Raw genomic sequence first — 18,163 nt, forward strand, 5'->3', positions numbered from 1 at the left:
ATTCGAAAGCTCGAATGTTCCTAAAGTTAAAAAATCACAAAATAACAAACATGAAAAAACTTATCTCCTCAACTTTGCTTGCGAGTTTGGCTGCGGCCTCTTCTCAGGCGGCCATCGTTCAAGTGACTGCCGACATTACATCGGACACCACATGGACCTCATCGAATGAATATATCCTCACTGACATCATTTATGTTCGCGACGGAGCCACATTGACCATCGGCGAAGGCACTATCATTCGTGGTGAGCCCTCAAGTGGCAACTTTACTTTTGACCCAGGTGCGCTGGTTATTACCACTTCAGGTCGCATCAATGCTCAAGGAACATCCACCAATCCAATTATTTTTACCACTGCTGCTGTCGATTCTAACCTTGATGGTATCGCGGATGGTTACGATTTTTTCGAGGATGACAATGGCACACCTGATAACGCCGACGACGATTCGAATCGTGTGGTTGCCGATCAAACAGTCGTCACTGGTGGTGTTCTACAGAACGGCCCGTTTTTGGATGCTAATCCTGCAACCAGCCCACTACCAGCAGCGCTCTATACAGGTAGCGGTGAGTTTGACCCGATCCAGACTTTTGTCGATGGTAGCGGCGATACGGTCGGCCTTGAATATCGTCAACTTTGGGGGGGGGTTATTATCCTTGGTGAAGCTCCGATCAATTCTGACGTGACTGCAGCTGGCGGTCTCAACCGACAGTTCATCGAAGGTCTTCCTGAGGATGAAGCACTCTCCGGTTACGGAGGTTTTAATCCAAACGACAACTCTGGTGTGTTCTCCTACGTGTCGATTCGTCACGGTGGTGAAGTTATCGGTTCTGGTAATGAAATCAACGGTCTCACCATGGGGGGTGTTGGCTTCGGCACGCAGATCGACCACGTCGATGTTTACTGCAACGCGGACGATGGCTTCGAGTGGTTTGGTGGAACAGTCAACACGAAGTACTTGACCTCTATCTTCAACAATGACGATGCCTTCGACGTTGATGAAGGTTTCACTGGCCTCGGCCAATTTTGGTTCGCGCTTATGAATGCTGACACCGAGAACGGTGACAAGGGCGCCGAGCACGATGGTGAAACTGGCGACGGTAACGACGCTACTTTCAGCACTTCGTTTTCCATTCCGAAAACTTATATGGTTGTTTACAACGCTACCTACATCGGTAACCCAAACAAATCGACTGAGGCTTTCCGTCTTCGCGACAATTGGGGTGGTGAATATCATAATTCCATCTTCTATGGCTTTGGTGGCAGCGATGCGATCGAATTCGAATCCGATGGTGAAGGCCGTTTCTTAGGCGGTGAAATCATCTTCAGTGGCAACACTTTCTTCGATCCGAACAAAGGTTTGACTGCTGCCAGCTATGGTAAGTCTGCTTCCGGTGGCTTCGTTGAAACTGCGCTCGATAGCATCTTCAGCTCCACCTTCGGCACAACTACTGCAAACTTCATCAAGGACCCCGCCTTCCGTAGCCTCAACCGTCGTGATACGACTGCAGATGGCTCTGGCCTCTCTACAGTCGGTGTGAATCCAACTCCAACCGATGCTCAAGCACGTGCCAACAATGGCGGCGGCGGTTCCTTCGGTGTTCCAGTCACCTCGACATTCTTCGATGCAACGCCGAACTACAAGGGTGCGTTTGATCCATCCACAGGCACCACGCTCTGGACAACTGGCTGGACTGCACTGAATGCACGTGGCGTTCTCGTTGATCGTCCAGACGGCAACAGCATTAACTAGCCGACTTTGGCAGCAGGAGGCGCTGGAGATCCCAGCGCTTCCTTTGTCTGCAAGAAATAAAACATAAATAGAAATTAATATGAAAAAAACAATACTAACATTAGCTGCGCTTGCAGGAATTGCTTCCTTCGCGCAGGCACAGCTGCAATTCGTAGCTGCTTGGGATTTTACGTCCCCCAGTGGATTCACATCGCTTGACGTCAATGATGACTTCGCAGCCGAAACAGAATTAGCCGCCGATTACGCGGGTTCCGGTTTATTTCAGTGGGCCAATGTCACTGAAGATACTTCGGGGTTCTACAGTGCCCATTGGAATGATGTGAATTCCGCCGATATATTTGCTGACAATTCCGGTCTTACCCAGCTCGGTGATGGAACTGGCTTCCGTGTTGTGGCAAATCCAGACACGAACGCGATTCTTACCTTCACTGGTTTAGATTTCTCTGGCTTGTCAGGTGCGAATCTTGATTTCGCAGCTGGGGTGCAGAACTTCGATGGATTGACTACACTTAACTTCGGTGGCGATCTCTCCGGGTCGATTGACTTGAGTGGCACAGGAACGGCCTACAATGTCGACTTGTCGGCGTTGGAAGGTAATTCCAACGCAACCTTCACCATTCAGTTCTCGAACTTTAGCGGTAATGAAAATGTTGTTTTGGATAACTTCCAATTCACTGGAACTGCAGTTCCTGAGCCTTCGGCCTTTGCTGCCATTTTTGGCGCTATCGCGATGGGGGTGGCTGCTACCCGTCGTCGGGCACGTAAGTAGTCCAGCGTAAATTTGAGTCTTTTTACAAAGGCGCGGGCATAGCCCGCGCCTTTTTTGATGCTTATTGCATCAGCTCAGCGATTAATAAGCTCGGTGTCTGCCTGTGGCCCGATCCCGTAGTTTTTATAGTTTTACAGGATCGCGTAGATGATGGCAGGACGTTGTCTGGCGTCGGGATGTCCTATGAAGAGCAAATTTTACATCCCGAGTTTACTCGGTCGCACTGCTTACTCGGCGGCGTCATGCTCTTTGATCTGATCTTGATCCAGCGTAGATGCCTGCATGAGCAGTTCGTCGATTCTTTGTCTTCCTTCTACTTGCTTTTTGTGTGCAAGCTAGTGCAACTGTAAACTTGGTCAGTGCCGTAGAGCTTTGAGCATAGCGTAACGGCCAGTATTGTCAGTCGCACGATCTCACGCCTGTCCATTTTCTTTCGGCGCAGTAGTAGCTTGCGTTCAAATGGCTACCCTGGCGTTCCGCTGAAAGTTTTTTGATTGTTACACTTGATCTAATCTACGTAGCGTTAAAAGTAATTTAGAGGGTATAACCTAAATGAGATGATTATTCATAAATTCTAGGCATTTAACTTTTGCCGCAGATCCACCGCCGCCACAGCGCTCAAAACTACTTTGATTTTGCGAATTGCATCATGACACCATCGCCCAAAGCAATTCAATCGTATCGTGGGGGGAGGATTTTCGCTTATTTGGCTAAGGCTTCGTCCAGCGTCGAAGAAGCGCCCAATCGCTTTCCACTCTTAGCGAGTAGGAGGAAATCATGTCCGGCTTCCCTCTCTGTATAGACTGCTTGGAGGAAGCCCTTCTGAAAAATGGGTACAACAACTGGGTGAGGTATTCTTGTTGTTGTCACGAAATCATAAAACTCCTGATTTTTCATGAATTCTTCGAAAACCAGAATAGGCTCAATGTTCTTTGCTTCTAGTGTTTCCTTATGTTCTTCCAGTTTATAAAGCAGGGTCATTAGAGTTTCCTCATCGGCGCTTGTTCGGCAAATGAGGAAAGCTTCAAAGCGGCTCAATTCAGCCTCTGGGACAGCCTTATTCTCGTCGTAATCAAAGTCGAACACTCGGCGGCCGATCTGGTTCAAAAAGTTGCTGAAGTTTCCAGCTTTTTCCGACTCGGCTTGGTGAGTCGCCACAAGACTAGAAAAATTCGTGCCCTCTGCTGCGATCAGAAAAGTGCCTGCTCGATCCACGATAGCTAGCATACCATCCTCGTAGGCGCGGATTAAAACCAATGGCAAGCCAGCTCGAAGTAGACGTTTACCTTCATCGGAGTATAGATCCTGCTCTAGTTCCACATGTGATGGCCATAATTTGTCCTGAGCGTAAACATATTCATAAGAGCCTGTCGCATCCAGTGATTCGGCTGAAGCTCCGACTAGGGAGAGGCAGGATGCGACTAGATGAAATGAAAATTTAGTGTATGCTTTCATGTGAATTTAAAATTGTTAGTTATTTTTCGGTGAGCAGCCGATTCATGTCTTCTGTCGAGGCGCCGCTCGCGATCATGGATTCTATCTCTTTCAAATCGACCGATTTGTCGATGCCCCAGCGAGGCGTATTCTGTTTATTGCGACCAGTCATGATTGGAGGAAATTCGATTTTAAAAAATTCATCGTAGTTGATCGCATCTCCCATTTCTGGTAAGAAATCATTGAGCTCCGAGAGTGAAGGGTTCTGAGCGAGGAAGCGTCTGAGTTGTTCGACCTTGCGGTTATCTTTAACGAGTCGTCCGGTTTCTTGACTCAGAGTACTTTGGATTAATCGCTCGCTCATCTCGTAAACCTTCTGGTTAAGTGGACTTATTTGCATGCTTTCGAGCGCGATAAAATGTCTGCTATTTTCGAATTCCTTGAGTAATAATGTGTGTGCTTGCTGATTCCATGAAATGACTAATTCTTTTTTAGTCGGGTTAAATGCCTCCACTTTAAAGCCGGAGCGTACCTGTCCAATTTGAGCCCACCAGGAACCGCCCATCTCCATGTCACGCAGACTGAAGTAAGAAGTTCCATTGATTATGTAATAACCTCGAAATTCGACTGGGATGGAGAAGTTTACGGCTGTAGCTCGAGGCATATTGTTTTTTGAATCTATACCCATGGAGAGCTGCGGAATTACGAATGCAAGTAGGAGAGCGAGCGCACATCTTTTAAGACTCAGCGTATTGTCGATCTCTTTGGTATGAAAATTCTGCATAGTCATGCTGGCAGATGAGCATACGGAACGCTCCCGCAGTGCGAGACTTTTTGAGTGACAATAAGGTTACATGCTTCGCGCATTTGTATAGTATTAATGGCCACTGCTATGTATAATGTGATGATCCGAACCTTGGACAGTTTGCAGCGTTGGGTAGAAGTTTCTCTCGTGGCGTCTTCTATTCTTCAGTCTAGCTCTGGCATCGTCTCCTAGTCACGGATATAGATGTAGTCATACTTAACAGCGCGCCAGAGCCGCTGGATCATGATGTTGTCCTTTTGCCGTACATATTGATTATAGTGGCGACCCATGAGCGTGCGCGGGTCTGTTCATTGTAGACTGAAAATTGGTACTGGCCCTGGTAGGCCATGATCCCTCGGATTTCAATCGGCACGCCTTCGTTTATGTTTACGCTGGCGTCCGTCGGACTGGCGCATAGCGAGCTGAGTGAAAGGCACACTATGTGAGTCCGCGGTGAGAGGTGCTTCAATGCATGATTAATCAATCTGGCCTTCATGGATGTTGTGTGCCTGCGCTTCTCTATTCTACTGACTCATCCCGCAGCGCTCTATTCAAGAGTTTAGTTGTTGGCAGTTTGTAGCGGATCACCGGCATTGAAATATTCCTTATAGATGCCTACACCGATCTCGATTGATTTCACATCCATGATGGATGTTCCTGTGCTTTTCGCGGTAATCGTAGTGCGAGTCGGGAGGTAGACGCCTTGACGCTCTGTGTAATTATAGAATGAAGTTTCTGTTATGTCTGTAGGTGTTTGAATGTGATGCGCGAGTAAGTGATAGCTGTCTCTGGATACAAAGAAACGATGTGTATGCTGTCTTTCGCTTTGTTCGATTTCCATTACGAATGCATTTTGTCCTTCGAAATTCTCTGTACCTGCTAAATGTATCCTAGCACCATTATGCCACAATTTGATCAGTGGCGGTAGGACTCCGGAGTCGGCAAGTAAGTCTGAGGCAGCTGCATCGTCGAGGGGCTTGCGGAGCATTTCAGTGGCTCCTGCGAGTCTCGTCGCGGTCCATCCATTGTGGCCATCATGCGCAAGAATCATTTGGTACATTTCGTTATTCGGTCCGGGGATGGTGATGGTGGCTCGAATTTGATTGGGACGCTTTTTGACTATGACGAGATCTACCGTCTTGCCTTGGCGCTCAATGCTACCACTGAGTCGAATGCTTTCGACGAGATCCCAGTTGTCCGGCCCTCCTGTGGCTTCCAGGTGCTTTTGTAGGATATTATTCAACGCAGGCGATTCTGTGGCTGTGGTAATATTTCCTAGAGCGAATAGAATGAGCAGTAGGGCGAATTTAAGTTTTGGTTTCACTGCATCACCATAGCTTAGCTAGCGTTTGCGGGCAATGAACATGGAGGTGACTTTAGTGAAGCTTAGGTGTCCCGTGACGGTGCCGTGACGGGAGGGATGATAACGGGTGTCGATTGAGTGACAGCTTGGCGTCTGACCAAGGATTTAGCCTTGGCTGCGAGCGGCTTTTTCGACGCGTTGTGCATAGTCTTCGAGATTGCTGTCAGACTTGAGCTTGAGCGCGCGGCGCAGTAAAGGTAGAGCTTCTTTGTAATCGCCATTGCGGACGCGTGCTTGTGCGTGTGCCACCAGTGCTTCGCGTTCGAAGGCTTCGATCTTTTCGGCTTGTTCGTAGCGGTTGATGGCTTTGGCCATGTCGCCTTGGTCTGCGTAGAAATTTGCTAGTTCGATGAGTGCATCGCCATTGAGTGAATCGCGTTCGACGATTTGCGAGAGTAGTTTAACGGCCGCCTCGTCGTCACCCTCGGCGCGTGCGATCTTGGCTTCAAGTGTGAGGAGCGTGAGTTCGTCTGATTCGGGCAGATCCAGTTTTTCTCGGATCTTAGCAATGATACTCTTGGATTGGTCGAAGTTACCGCTGCGGGTGAGTAATTCGGCGGCGCGGAGCAGTGCTTTACTGTCGCTGGCATTCGCAAGTTCGGTGGCGGCTAGATAGGCTTCCAGCGCCAGATCGGGCGAATTGTTGTTCATGTATATATCGCCAAGCAATGTGAGTGTGCTCAAGTCGGCAGCCCCCATGCGACGAACGATCTCCAGGTTTTTGGCGGCTGCAAGTGGCTCTCCTTTGCCCAGGTATGCGTTGCCTTGTAGCATCCAATAGTCGGCGTTGTTTGGCTCGTCGAGTAAGAGTGTATCAAAGAGTGCGATGGCGTCGGCGTAGCGTTCTGTTTCCAGTAGGCAGCGTGCGAGCCCCACCTTCCAGTCGGTGACCTCGGGTTGCATCAGGATGGCTTGGCGGTAGGCCGCTTCGGCAGGGTAGTAGCGTTCTTGTGTGAGGTAGCCGTATCCAAGTAGTCCATACGAACGACCGTCGACTTCGCCGAGTTCGAGTGCTTTGGAAATGGTTTTGATCGCTTTGTCGAAGTCACCCTGTTGCACCTGCACTAAGCCCAGGTTTTTGTAGGCACGGCGGAAGTCGGGATGCTTGACGATGGCGTTGCCGTAGTATTGTTCGGCCTTGGAGAGGTTGCCATCTTGAAAGTAAAGGTTGCCAAGGATGAAGTCGAAGGCGGCGCTACTGCTTTGGGTGATCTGTGGTTCTAAGGCTTGAATCGCTGCTTTGGGGCTGGCTTTTATGAGGTCGATTAGGTTGCGTAGTGCTTCCTTTTCTTCGTCGGAAATTTGTGGCTCCGCACCAGCAAGGAAGCCATAGCTGCCTAGGAATTCTTTTTGAAAACTTGGGTCGCTCCAGAGTTGGTGATTTGGAGTGGATTGGGCTGTGAGCGAGCTGGCTGTGATGCCTGCGGAGAAGAGAAGTGCGGTGATCTTGTTCATGGAAAAGGATTGCGAATTTTAAACTGATAACTGGAGAACTGAAAACGAGTGAACGGTCTCAGCGGTATGGGATGGCGGCGCGCATTCGGACTTTTACGGCGCGGCCGGATTTTTGTGCGGGTTCGAAGCGTGCGCGTTGCAGCACTTCTTCGGTGGCTTTGGATAGGATCTTGTTAGGAGAGTCGACGATGTTGATCTTTTCGACGTGTCCGTTCTCGTTGACAACGTATTCGACCTTGACCACGCCAGTGATGCCCTTGCGTTTTGCGGCTGCGGGATAGCTGAATTCGATTTTGGTACGTGGCTGTGGGGGGGAATCGACATCGCCTAGTTCAAAGATTTCCAGACCACCTAGATCGCTGCTTTTAACATCGAAAGTGGGTAGTGCGAAGTCGCCGTTCATGGCACCTCCGGTGCCGGGGTCGAGTGCCATTTCAAGTTGTTCGAGTGAAATGGGGGGAGGTGGTGTCTCGAGCTCGGGGGGAGGCTCTTCCTGCTCTGGCTCTGGAGGCGGGGGCGGGTCTTCCGGTGGTGGAGGCGGTGGTGGAGTCGCTATGTCGAGGGCTTCGATCTCATCCGGAGATTTTTCATACGTGGTAAAGATCTGCGTGAGAGGAATCGCTAGAAAAAGGGCCCCACTGATTCCGATGCCGAGCAAGGCACCGAAGGCTGTCATGCTTTTGCGATGTTGTGGTGGGTTGTAAATTTTAGCCATTGGTGCGAAACTGCGTGTTGCTAAAATGGTCTTCCGAAAGCGGACAGGCCACGGACTTAGCGCTTGGTGGAAAAGTTAATAGATTTGGCTCCGGCTAGTTTGGCTTCGCCATAGACTCGAGCGAAGACGCCGTGGCTGGCTCCTTCGTCGGCTTGAATGATGACGGGAATGTCTTCCTGGAGTGTGAGTCGCTTGACGATGGGGGAGACGCCACTGATGCCGATGTCGCGACCGCCGTAGATCACTTTGTTATCAGAGGTCACTGCGATCAGGATGCTGTTTTTTTCCAGTTGCACGGCAGCGGCGGCTTCGGGTTTGTTGACCTCGACGCCAGTTTCTTCCACGAACACGGTTGTGACGATAAAGAAGATCAGTAGGATGAAGACCATGTCGATCATCGGCGAGAGATTGATCTCTACGTCGTCGCGGTCGTCGGATGCTAAGTTTCTGCGCATTTTAAAAGAAGTTGGAAGTTATAAACTTGAAGTTGGAAGTCTTGGACTAATCAAGTTGTAGCTTGGTGAGGCTGAGTGATTCGATGCGGGCGAGGGCGGCTTCGACGGCGTGCTTACGGCGACGAATGATTAAGGTTAGGAAGATGCCCGGTAGTGCGATGAAGAGCCCTGTTTGAGTGGTGATGAGTGCTTCGGAGATGCCGGCCGCGACCATACCTGCGGTTTCTGCGCCGCCTCCGCTGGAGATAGCGGCAAAGGTGCCGAGCATGCCGATCACGGTGCCGAGCAGCCCCATGAGTGGGGCCGCGGCGACGAGTGTATTCAAAAAGATGAGACGGCGCTCGATATTGTGCAGCATGGTTTGGCGCACTTCTTCGAAGCGATTACGCACATGTTTGGCGGCGGTTACGTTTTCTTGAGTATAGCGTATGATCTCACCTGCACGGCCTTCGGCTTGTGCAGGATTATAGATCCAAGTCATCCATTCGCTTTCATGGCCGAGCTGAATGTTACCTTTCCTCAAGAAAAGTAGGAGCTGGATGCCGTTTGAATAAATCAAGACGGCGAGTAGTGCGAGTGGGATCATGACCCATCCGCCGCTGAACCAAATGTCTATGATTTTTTCTAGCATCTTAGTAGTTATTTATCTTTGTTACGGGCACCGAGTACGCCATTGATGAAACCGACCGCTGTCTGCTCCATGTCGCCAATTTTCTGGCGTGCCATGCGTGAGAGTAAGCCGTGGATGATTAGGGCCGGAATCGCGACGACGAGGCCGAGCTCGGTGGTGACCAGGGCTTCGGAAATACCCGAAGAGAGGCTTTTGGCATCACCAGTTCCGAAGATGGTGATCAAGTTGAATGTTTTGATCATACCTGTCACGGTGCCCAACAGACCGAGTAAGGGGGCGGCGGCTGCCGTGAGTGCGATGAAGGGCAAGAAGCGTTCGAGGGCTGGGCGCACGGCCAGGATTTTTTCGTAAAGAATTTCTTCCAGTGTGCCGCGCTTTTCGTCGGCGTGTTCGACGCCTTTGACGAGCAGGGCTCCACCTTGGCCAGGAATGTTGGCGGCGGTACTGCGGGCATTTGCCAGGTCGCCGTTTTCAATTTGGCCGATGATCTTTTGTACGTCTTCCGGGGAGGGTGTTTTGAATGCGGTCACTTCGACCGCTTTGAAGGCGCCGAGTATGAGGCAGATGGCTCCGAGGCTGATGATGACGACACCGACACTGCCACCCTTTTCCAGGTGTTCGAGGATCGAGTCGTTACCTTCGACGATTTTGAGAGCTTTACCGAGAGTGGCATCGGCTGGGATGGTGCCTTCGCCGGATTCAATGAAAGCACGGATGCCTGCGCTGAAGGCTTCGCCGGGCACTGCGATCGCGGCTTCGGCGGCGTTGAGTTTGCTAAAGGTGGTGCCTGCTAAGCTGGATTGCTTGGAGGCGAAGTAAACGGAAGGGCCGTAGGCTGCGAAAGTGCCTTCTTCGATTTCCCCGGTGGGGGAGAGTGCTTTGCCTGGGAATGTGTAGCCACCCACGAGTTGCTCTAGACGGTCGAGTGCGACTCCGATGACTTCAATTTGCTTATTGAAGCGGTCCGCTTGCGACATGTCAGGATCGTCGAGTGCGAGGCGGGCTTCTTCTGCGGCTGCGGAGTAGAGCTGCACTTCGCTGTAGTCGATGCGAGTTTCGAAGGAGCGCACGAATTCGTCCAGTAGGCCCGCAGAGTATTCATTCTGCGCGTTCATGGCTTTTACTTGTTCGCGCAGGCGGTTGAGCCCGAGGTCGCTGTTGTCACGTAGGCGACGTAGGCGGTTGAGCTCGTCGGCCTTTTGCTTCACCTCGTCTTCCAGCGAAGTGACTTCGCGGATGAGAGGGATTTTCTTGGTGGCGATCTCGGTGCGCGTTTCGGCGAGTTGTGCGAGCGCGGCTTTGAGGTCGCTGCTGGCTTGGTCGCTGGCGGAGTTAAAGGACTGCGCTTGAGCGAGGCCGAAGGGAAGCGCGAACAATGAGATCGCAGCAAAGATAGATTTAGCAGTGGTTTGCATGGTTTGGCAAAATTTGAGCTTTAGTTGATGCGTGCGGGAACTTCGACGAATTGGATGTCTTCAGCGCCTTCATAGACGTCGATCAGGCGTTTGATTTCGAGTCCCTTGCCTTCGATTTGCGGCCATTCCCAGCCGTCCGCGCCAGGGTAGCCGATGCCGGCATATTCGCCAGAGGCATCCACGTAGTAAGCCATGGCGAGGCCCCAGTAGAGTGTGCGTACTTCGACAACTTTGCCGCCGGCGATTTCGCGGGACTCACTGGTTTCGGTGAGCGTGGTGTTGAATTTGTCGGCTTGGCTGAGAATGCCGACGATGTTTTGCACACGTTCGCCTAGCGAGAGTTTGGTGTCGCTAGGATCGTCGGGGAGTCGGCGGATCAGTGGCTTGATCTTATGGATGAGTGGTTCCGGTAGTGAGCGGATGATGCGTTTGAGTTGTGTCTCGAGTGCACCGATGTGTTCCTCTACGACGTCTGCCGCTGCGCTCAGCTCTTCTTTCTCGGCAGCCAGTTGGCTACGATCTTCATCGGCGGCGGTGGCGGACGCTTCCAAGTCTGCAAGTGATTTTTCGAGTCGCTCTAGTTCATTGCTCAAAAGTTGAATCGTATCACCAAGAATGGATTGTTCGATTTTCCAGTTAGCTTTCTCTTCGGATATGATTTGACGGGTCTCGACCCATTTATCCAAGGTGTCGCGCGTTTCTGTAACTTTGTTTTGTGCGGACAGGCTAAATGGTGCGAGGGCGCAGCCCAATGCCAGGATTTGTAAAAGTGGTGTTTTCATAGATGAGCGAGATTCGATAGCAGAAAGCATTTTTAAAAGAAAGGGCTCTATCGTTAAGCTTGGGTGTCGGGAATGTGGCGGTTTTGTTACAGCCGGGTGATCTGCTGGTATTGAAAGGAATTTTCAGTAACATGTGAAGATCGATTATTGCTTTTAGGAAGCTGCGATTGTGTCCGTATTGTCTATGGCTAAAAACGTAAATGCTGCTTTAAAGACAGTGGGTGCATCACCGGGAGTGGTGATCGCTTGCCAGCCTTGCTCGGAAATGGCAAAGGCTTGAAATTGTGGCGTGCCGCCGGCGATGCTGTCGGGCCATGGAGATTTGCCAATCAGCTCGGGTGCGATGGCGGGCCATGGATAGTTTGCCGCGCGTAGATAGTCGGCTCGCGCGTCGGCGCTGAAATCGACGGAGTAGGTGAGCACCTCTATTCGCGGCTCGGCTGTGATGATGTCGGGGTATACGGCGCGCAGCGCTTTGGCGGCTTGTTGACAGGGCGCGCACCAAGAGGCGGAATAAAAGAAAATCACGAGCTCCACCTCGGGGCGTAGTTCGGACTGGAGCAAGCGGTAGCCCTGGGCTTGAACGATGCGGCGTCGGTCGCCTGGGTTGTCGAGCCTTGTCCCTACTGGAACGGCACTTAAACTCGTTATGAGGAGTAAGGCACCGCCCCAGAGGGAGCTTATGGCACGAATGGTTGTAGCGATGGGCATGCGTTTTAGGGCCATCTTGAGAAAAAAGCTGATGAAATCTCTGTGGGTGTAGCGGATCGGCGAAGCCGTTTCGACCGACAGGTGTCGGGCTGCCGCAACTCGAAATCGCTTCGCGAGTCCGCTACATTTAAACGAAAAATCATCCGTTAATATCTCAGTAGGCCTCTGAATGTTGCGCTAGAAGTCGATGCGGGCGCCTAGGATGAAGGTGCGCGGTGTGCGCGGGCCGTAGACGTAGCCGGGATCGCGCTCAAAGCCGGACTCTTGGTCGTCTTGATAGGCGTCGAGCACGTTGTTGATGCCGGCGCGTAGGGTGAGGTCGTAGCTATCGAACTCGAACTTCTTGCTGATGCCGAGATCGACGACGAAGAACTGTGGGCTTTTTTCTACGCCGGGCTCTGTAACAGAATCGAGGCGGTCGACATACATCTCGCCGGTCCACTTGAGCGCGAGGTAGGCGTCGAAGAGGTCGTCGTTGTCGTAGTTGAGCTGCACTAGTCCGGTCCAGTCGGGCGTTTTATTGTAGTGGTCGGTGCCGCGGTCGGCGTCTTCTTCATCGTAGCGCGCTTGGCTGAAGGCGAGCCCGGCATTGGCTGACCAATTGTTGTTAAACTGGTAGGCGGCGTCGAGCTCGATGCCGAATATGGTGGAGCCGTCGGTGTTGACGCGGTCGATCTTCTCACGTCCGCCTTCGATGCGCAGTGTGCTCTCGTCGAGGTCGAAGGAGTCTTTCAGGATGGTGTAGTAAGCTTGCACCGAGGTCTTGAGTCGGCCCTGAAAGGCGGCGGGGCTGTAGTCGAGGCCGAGCGCGAAGGTGTAGGAGCGCTCTTCTTTGAGGTCGTCGGCATTCACGATGTCGCGCGGCGTGCCGCCGATGTTTTCGATATGGATGTCTTCGTCAAAGACGCGAGGGGCGAGGAAGCCGCTGCTGAGATTGGAGCGCAGGGTGACCGTGTCGCTGGCGGTGTAGCGAGCGGCGATGCGTGGGGAGAATACCCAGTTGTCGAGTGTGTTGGCCTTGTCGATGCGGATGCCGGGCACAATTTCGAGTCGGTCGTTGATCTGCCACTCGTCTTGCAGGAAGAAGCCGAGGTTACTGAAGCTGTCGTCGTGCAGCATGGCGAGGAAGTCGCCTTCAGCGTTTAGCTGGTCGTCTTTGATCGCTTCGGTCTCATATTGAAAGCCGAATACGAAGCGGTGCTCGCCGGTTTCGCCGACTTGCCCGGCATCGTATTGAAACTTGGCGTCGAAGATGTAGGAGCGTGTGTCGGTCTGGCCGAAGCTATTGTAGGCGCCCCCGCCGGTGCCGTCGGTGGGATTGCCGAAGAAGGCTTCCGTTTCGGCATTGCCGCCGCCGTTGACGGTTTGGTTGTTGTAGTCAATGACGTCGCTGGCGGGATCGATGATTTCGCCGCCGGTGCCGCCGTAGTAGCTGTCGCGCTGGAAGTCGACCATGGCAGCGGAGAGCGTCATGCTCCAGTCGTCGGCCAGTTGCTGATCCCAGGCCAGCGTCGCCCAGTGGTAATCGGTGTCGAGTGCTTCGGCGACTTGGGCAAATTTCTCCGGCTTGCCGAGGCTGTCGCCCCCACGGCGCTCTTCGCCGATGTATTGGTAGTTGCCGCGCAGGCGGGTGCGATCGGTGGGCGTCCACCATAGGTTGGTGCCGATGACGCGATTTTCGCGTTCCACCATTTCGGTGAAGCCATCGCCGTCGCGGTCATACTCGTTTTGGTCGGAGTAGAGGCCGTAGAGCGAGGCCTTGAAAGAGCCGTCTTCGTTGACGTAGTAGCTGGCAAACTGGCTCTGATAGATCGGGCTCTCGCCGTCGGTGCTGCGAAAGGTGCTGTCGATGTGGGTGTGACTTTCGTAGGGCTCCTCCGGAATCAAGTTGACCACCCCCGCCACTGCGCCGGGGCCGTAGAGCGCGGAGCCGCCGCCTTTGACGATTTCCATGCGGTCGATGGCGATCGTCGGTACTTGGTCGATGCCATACACCGCGGCCACGCCGGTGAAGAGCGGCAAGCCGTCGACCAGGATCTGGTTGTAGTTGCCCGGCAGGCCGAGCAGTTGGATCTCGGCGGTGCCGCAGTTTTGGCAGTTCGCCTCGGTGCGGGCGCCATTGAGCAACTCCAGTGCCTGGCCGAGCTCTGTGATCGCGGCGGACTCAAAGATGTCGCTGCCGAGCACTTCCGTTTTGATCGGCACGTCGATGAGTAGCCGCTCCGTGCGGGTGCCGGTCGATACGACGGTGAAGTCTTGAAGTTCGTAGACTTCACCGTCGCCGTCTTGGAGGCTTTCTTGCCCGTAGCTTGTGAATGCTGCCGAAGAGGCGAGCATTAGGCTGGAGAGCTGCATCGCTCGGCTCGAAAAAGCTCGAGAATACAGATTTGTTTGATTGGCATCTTTGTTCATTTTGATGACTCAAAATTAATGGTTTGGCTATTGTCAATAACTTAGTTGGTTCAAAAATTAAGTTAGGACAGGAGAATTTAGAGGATGCCAATGCCGGCGACGGGCCTGACTTAAGCGGTGCGCGTCGGTGTAATTAGAGTGTGGAATCTTAAGCCATTTAATTTTGTAGCGTCGTGTTTATTTGACGGAATTGTTGCCATAATCGGCTGGATTTTACGGCGAAATCCTGTGCAGACTGAGTCTTACTATTTTCTTATGTCTGATATATTCATGATTCTGGGCTTTGCCCTCGCTGCGTACGCGATCGTTGCAAATGACTCGATCCAAACTCTGGGGACATTTTTGTCCTCTAATAGCAAGCGCCCCTGGTGGACGCTGTGGATCTGGATTTCCGGAATCATGGTGGTGACTGTGAGTTGGGGCTGGATAGTGAATGGTGGGGATCCTGCATTTGGGCGGCTTGCGGCTGCGGGCAAGAATATCGCCCACCCGGAGGCCTTCGGGGGAGCGATCACCTGGCTCTTTGTGATTCCGCCGCTTTGTTTGGTAATTCTGACGCGGATGGGGATCCCGGTGAGCACTTCGCTCTTGGTTCTGACTGGCTTTAAGGGGCTGGTCGCGGCGCAGCAGGGGAAGACGCCGAAGGATGCGGTCGACCTGTTTAACTCAATGATGCAGAAGTCCTTAGTGGGCTATGCGATTGCCTTTGCTTTGGGGCTGGCTCTGTATTGGTTGGTCATTTACTTGATGGAGCGCAAGGTAGCCGCGGAGCGAGATGGCGAGGGGCCGCACAATGAGTTACACCCGTTTTGGATGATCTTTCAATGGGGCTCGACTGGCTTTCTTTGGTCGATGTGGCTGATCCAGGATTTGGCCAATATTTTTGTTTATTTGCCGCGTGAGCTCTCGCTGGTAGGCTTGATTTTTGCGCTTGGGGGCATGGTGCTCTTGCAGGGCTATCTTTTCCGTGAAAAAGGCGGGGCGATTCAGCGCGTGGTCACCACTAAGACCAATACCATCGATGTGCGCTCGGCGACTTTTATCGATCTACTCTACGGGATGGTGTTACTCTTCTTTAAGGTCGACTACATTCCTAAGCTCTTTGCGGCGATGGATATGGATGTGCCATGGCCGGAGCAGATGCCGATGAGCACCACCTGGGTCTTTCTCGGTCTGCTGGCCGGTCGTGAGGTGGGGATCGCCCTACGCCTGAAGCTGCGTAAGAAGAAAAAGGTCTCGAACATGATCTTCCGTGATGCGGGTAAGGCCTTCCTCGGCTCTGCGGTGGCCGTGATGCTGGCACTCTTCCTGCCGACTTTTATCAAGCCGGTCGTGCAAGCGCGTGTCGATGCGGAGGCGGTGACTGCAGAGCAAGTTGAACAGGTCAGTGCCCCCGTCACAGATCGCCCACTGCCTGAAGTGCTTGCGCCCAGCGAGTAGCCTCGTTTTTAATACATTATAATCGAAAAGCGCTTCTCCTCTCGGGGAGGCGCTTTTTTTGTGAATTGTGATCATGCTTGATTCTTGCAATACAAGCTATTGCAGTTACTGTAATTCTCATGTCTGAATCAGTGACTACCAGCATACGGCTAAGTCCACGTTTACGGCGGGCGCTTGAGCAGCGTGCGCAGGCTGAGCGTCGCGGCAAGAATTGGGTGATTAGTCGAGCCCTGGAAAAGTATTTAGAAGAGGGGGCGCCGGACTTGGAAGCAGAGGCGCGCCGACAATCGATTTTAGCTTCGCAGCCTCCGTCTGAAGATTGGGGTGATGATGCGGATTTTGAGCAATGGATGTAAAGCGTGGCGATGTGGTCACTTGTGTGATCGCGGGCGATTATGGTAAGCCGCGCCCAGCGTTGGTGCTGCAGTCCAACTTATATAATCGCACCCATGCTTCAGTCGTGGTGCTACCGATTACTTCACATTGTATCGACGCGCCATTATTTCGAATTTCTCTCAGCCCGGGTAAGGGCAACGGCCTGAAGTTACCTTCCCAAATTATGGTCGATAAGCTGAGCGCGCTCCGACGCGATCGCCTCGGGCAACGAATCGGGCATGTTAGTCCGGCGGTGCTTGCGCGGGTCGAGAGTGCCTTAGTGGGCTTTTTAGATTTGCCCGCTAGCTGAAAGAGCATTGGCCGCGCTCCAGTTCCAGGTCGGGGATGTGGTTAAAGGCGATACGCATGGGGGCGGCTTCGCTGGACTTTTGCGCTTCCATGGCGTCGGCGTAGTAGAGGGTGCGGCCGCCGAAGTGTTTGTTTACTTTGTCCATGGCGTGTTGTAGCTGCATGCGGCGCGGATGGTTGTCCTCTGCGAAGAGCGAGGGCGTGTGCGCGGCCAGCGGCTCGAGGCGTGTGAGCGTCACGCTGACTTTGGTCGGCTCGGGTAGGTCGTCAGGGTGCTGTGCCCATAGCTGGTTGAGTAGTTTGCCCAGCACCACACTGTCCTGCGTGGGGAAGCAGTGCGTTTCCGCGCCCCAGCTGAATTCAAAGCCGAACTTCACGCCGAGCTCTAGCTGCCCGGTAAAGTAGTCCATCGCCCGCAGTCGCAGGCAGGCCTTTTGTAGCATGCGGTGCAGCGTGGCATGGGCCCCGTGAAAGCTGCGCAGCTTCGGCGGTAACACGTGCGAATGCCCGATGCTGCTGCGCTGTGTCTCCACCGTGGGCACTTCCACACCGCGCAGCGCATACCACATGCGGTCGCCTTCGATTCCGCCCCAGATGCGGTGCAGCTTACGCCGACTGGCTGCGCACAGGGCCTGCATGTCCATGATGCGGGCGGTGTGGAGCCGCCGCTCGATACGCCGCCCGATCCCGGTGATGTCGCTCAGCTCGAAGCGATACAGCTTTTCCGGGATCTCGTCGAAGTCCAAGGTGGTCAGCCCGTCGGGCTTTTCCAGCTTGCTGGCCAGCTTGGCTAGAAAGCGGTTCGGTGCCAGTCCGATTGAGGCGCGGATGTGTGGGCCGATTTCGGCGGCGAGCGCGGTCTTGATCTCCATGGCTTTGCCCCGCGCCACTGCCAACGGCTGCCAATGTGGCGGTAGACGGCCATACATCTCGTCGATCGAGAGCACCGCGTCGACGTAGATGATTTGATGGATGAGCTGCTTGATTTGTTCGTGCACCTGAATGTAGTTTGAGTGCCCCGCCTCGACGAAGACGATGTCCGGACACAGCGCACGCGCCTCGCGCACTCCCGTGCCGGTTTTCACGCCGAAGGCTTTGGCCTCATAGCTGGCCGCGATGCAGCAGGTCGTCGCCACGTTGAGCGAAGGCACCACGCCCACGGGCTTGCCGCGTAGCTCTGGCTGAAACTGCTGCTCCACCGAAGCAAAAAAACTGTCGAAATCGATGAATAAATAGCGGAGTCCCATTGCTTCGGAATGAAACTATGGAGTCAGTTGGATGCAATATTTAAGTGAACAAATGTATACTCTTTTTGAGTGTTGCCATCGATTCAAGTGATAGCGC

Annotated in this window: 17 protein-coding genes; 5 read left to right on the plus strand and 12 right to left on the minus strand. The window is 53.1% G+C overall.

Annotated features, from left to right (window positions below):
* The first annotated feature begins 50 nt into the window (after positions 1-50).
* Both SH580_RS12170 and SH580_RS12175 read left to right on the plus strand, forming a co-directional pair.
* On the plus strand, positions 51-1,748 hold the full coding sequence (locus SH580_RS12170; protein ID WP_319831133.1) for a beta-helix domain-containing protein: 1,698 nt from the start codon (positions 51-53) through the stop codon (positions 1,746-1,748).
* Between the two features lie 79 nt (positions 1,749-1,827).
* Positions 1,828-2,517: a PEP-CTERM sorting domain-containing protein gene (locus tag SH580_RS12175; protein ID WP_319831134.1), complete on the plus strand. Its 690-nt coding sequence runs from the start codon at positions 1,828-1,830 to the stop codon at positions 2,515-2,517.
* Between the two features lie 702 nt (positions 2,518-3,219).
* On the opposite strand, the gene SH580_RS12180 is transcribed toward SH580_RS12175, so the two are convergent.
* From SH580_RS12180 to SH580_RS12230, 11 genes are all read right to left on the minus strand, one after another.
* The gene (locus tag SH580_RS12180; protein WP_319831135.1) at positions 3,220-3,972 is read right to left on the minus strand and encodes a hypothetical protein; all 753 of its coding nucleotides are present in this window, start codon (positions 3,970-3,972) and stop codon (positions 3,220-3,222) included.
* Between the two features lie 19 nt (positions 3,973-3,991).
* Positions 3,992-4,615: a hypothetical protein gene (locus SH580_RS12185; protein WP_319831136.1), complete on the minus strand. Its 624-nt coding sequence runs from the start codon at positions 4,613-4,615 to the stop codon at positions 3,992-3,994.
* A 700-nt stretch (positions 4,616-5,315) separates the two neighbouring features.
* Entirely contained in the window at positions 5,316-6,080 is a 765-nt protein-coding gene (locus tag SH580_RS12190; protein WP_319831137.1) for a hypothetical protein, read from the minus strand.
* A gap of 144 nt (positions 6,081-6,224) precedes the next feature.
* A complete protein-coding gene (locus SH580_RS12195) occupies positions 6,225-7,574 on the minus strand; it encodes a tetratricopeptide repeat protein (RefSeq protein ID WP_319831138.1) in 1,350 nt (449 codons plus the stop codon).
* 58 nt (positions 7,575-7,632) lie between these two features.
* Entirely contained in the window at positions 7,633-8,289 is a 657-nt protein-coding gene (locus tag SH580_RS12200; RefSeq protein ID WP_319831139.1) for an energy transducer TonB, read from the minus strand.
* A 56-nt stretch (positions 8,290-8,345) separates the two neighbouring features.
* Positions 8,346-8,744 carry an ExbD/TolR family protein gene (locus SH580_RS12205; RefSeq protein WP_319831140.1) on the minus strand — a complete coding sequence of 133 codons (399 nt, stop codon included), beginning with the start codon at positions 8,742-8,744 and terminating at the stop codon, positions 8,346-8,348.
* A gap of 46 nt (positions 8,745-8,790) precedes the next feature.
* A complete protein-coding gene (locus SH580_RS12210) occupies positions 8,791-9,375 on the minus strand; it encodes a MotA/TolQ/ExbB proton channel family protein (RefSeq protein WP_319831141.1) in 585 nt (194 codons plus the stop codon).
* 8 nt (positions 9,376-9,383) lie between these two features.
* Positions 9,384-10,790 (minus strand): MotA/TolQ/ExbB proton channel family protein, encoded by a 1,407-nt coding sequence (locus SH580_RS12215; RefSeq protein ID WP_319831142.1) that lies wholly within the window; start codon positions 10,788-10,790, stop codon positions 9,384-9,386.
* Between the two features lie 20 nt (positions 10,791-10,810).
* Entirely contained in the window at positions 10,811-11,572 is a 762-nt protein-coding gene (locus tag SH580_RS12220) for a DUF3450 family protein (protein WP_319831143.1), read from the minus strand.
* A gap of 153 nt (positions 11,573-11,725) precedes the next feature.
* Positions 11,726-12,298: a TlpA family protein disulfide reductase gene (locus SH580_RS12225; protein ID WP_319831144.1), complete on the minus strand. Its 573-nt coding sequence runs from the start codon at positions 12,296-12,298 to the stop codon at positions 11,726-11,728.
* A 162-nt stretch (positions 12,299-12,460) separates the two neighbouring features.
* A complete protein-coding gene (locus SH580_RS12230) occupies positions 12,461-14,695 on the minus strand; it encodes a TonB-dependent receptor plug domain-containing protein (RefSeq protein WP_319831145.1) in 2,235 nt (744 codons plus the stop codon).
* Positions 14,696-14,950: 255 nt separating this feature from the next.
* Between SH580_RS12230 and SH580_RS12235 the strand changes: the two genes are divergently transcribed.
* From SH580_RS12235 to SH580_RS12245, 3 genes are all read left to right on the plus strand, one after another.
* A complete protein-coding gene (locus SH580_RS12235; RefSeq protein WP_319831146.1) occupies positions 14,951-16,135 on the plus strand; it encodes a hypothetical protein in 1,185 nt (394 codons plus the stop codon).
* A gap of 119 nt (positions 16,136-16,254) precedes the next feature.
* The gene (locus SH580_RS12240; protein ID WP_319831147.1) at positions 16,255-16,491 is read left to right on the plus strand and encodes a ribbon-helix-helix protein, CopG family; all 237 of its coding nucleotides are present in this window, start codon (positions 16,255-16,257) and stop codon (positions 16,489-16,491) included.
* Entirely contained in the window at positions 16,482-16,820 is a 339-nt protein-coding gene (locus tag SH580_RS12245) for a type II toxin-antitoxin system PemK/MazF family toxin (protein WP_319831148.1), read from the plus strand. Before SH580_RS12240 ends, SH580_RS12245 begins: the two co-directional genes overlap by 10 nt.
* Here SH580_RS12245 and SH580_RS12250 read toward each other — a convergent pair.
* Positions 16,813-18,066 (minus strand): DNA polymerase Y family protein, encoded by a 1,254-nt coding sequence (locus SH580_RS12250; RefSeq protein WP_319831149.1) that lies wholly within the window; start codon positions 18,064-18,066, stop codon positions 16,813-16,815. The two genes, SH580_RS12245 and SH580_RS12250, sit on opposite strands and share 8 nt — an antisense overlap.
* Positions 18,067-18,163: the final 97 nt, after the last annotated feature.

The organism is Coraliomargarita algicola (assembly GCF_033878955.1).
In the GTDB taxonomy this organism is placed as follows: Bacteria; Verrucomicrobiota; Verrucomicrobiia; order Opitutales; family Coraliomargaritaceae; genus Thalassobacterium; species Thalassobacterium algicola.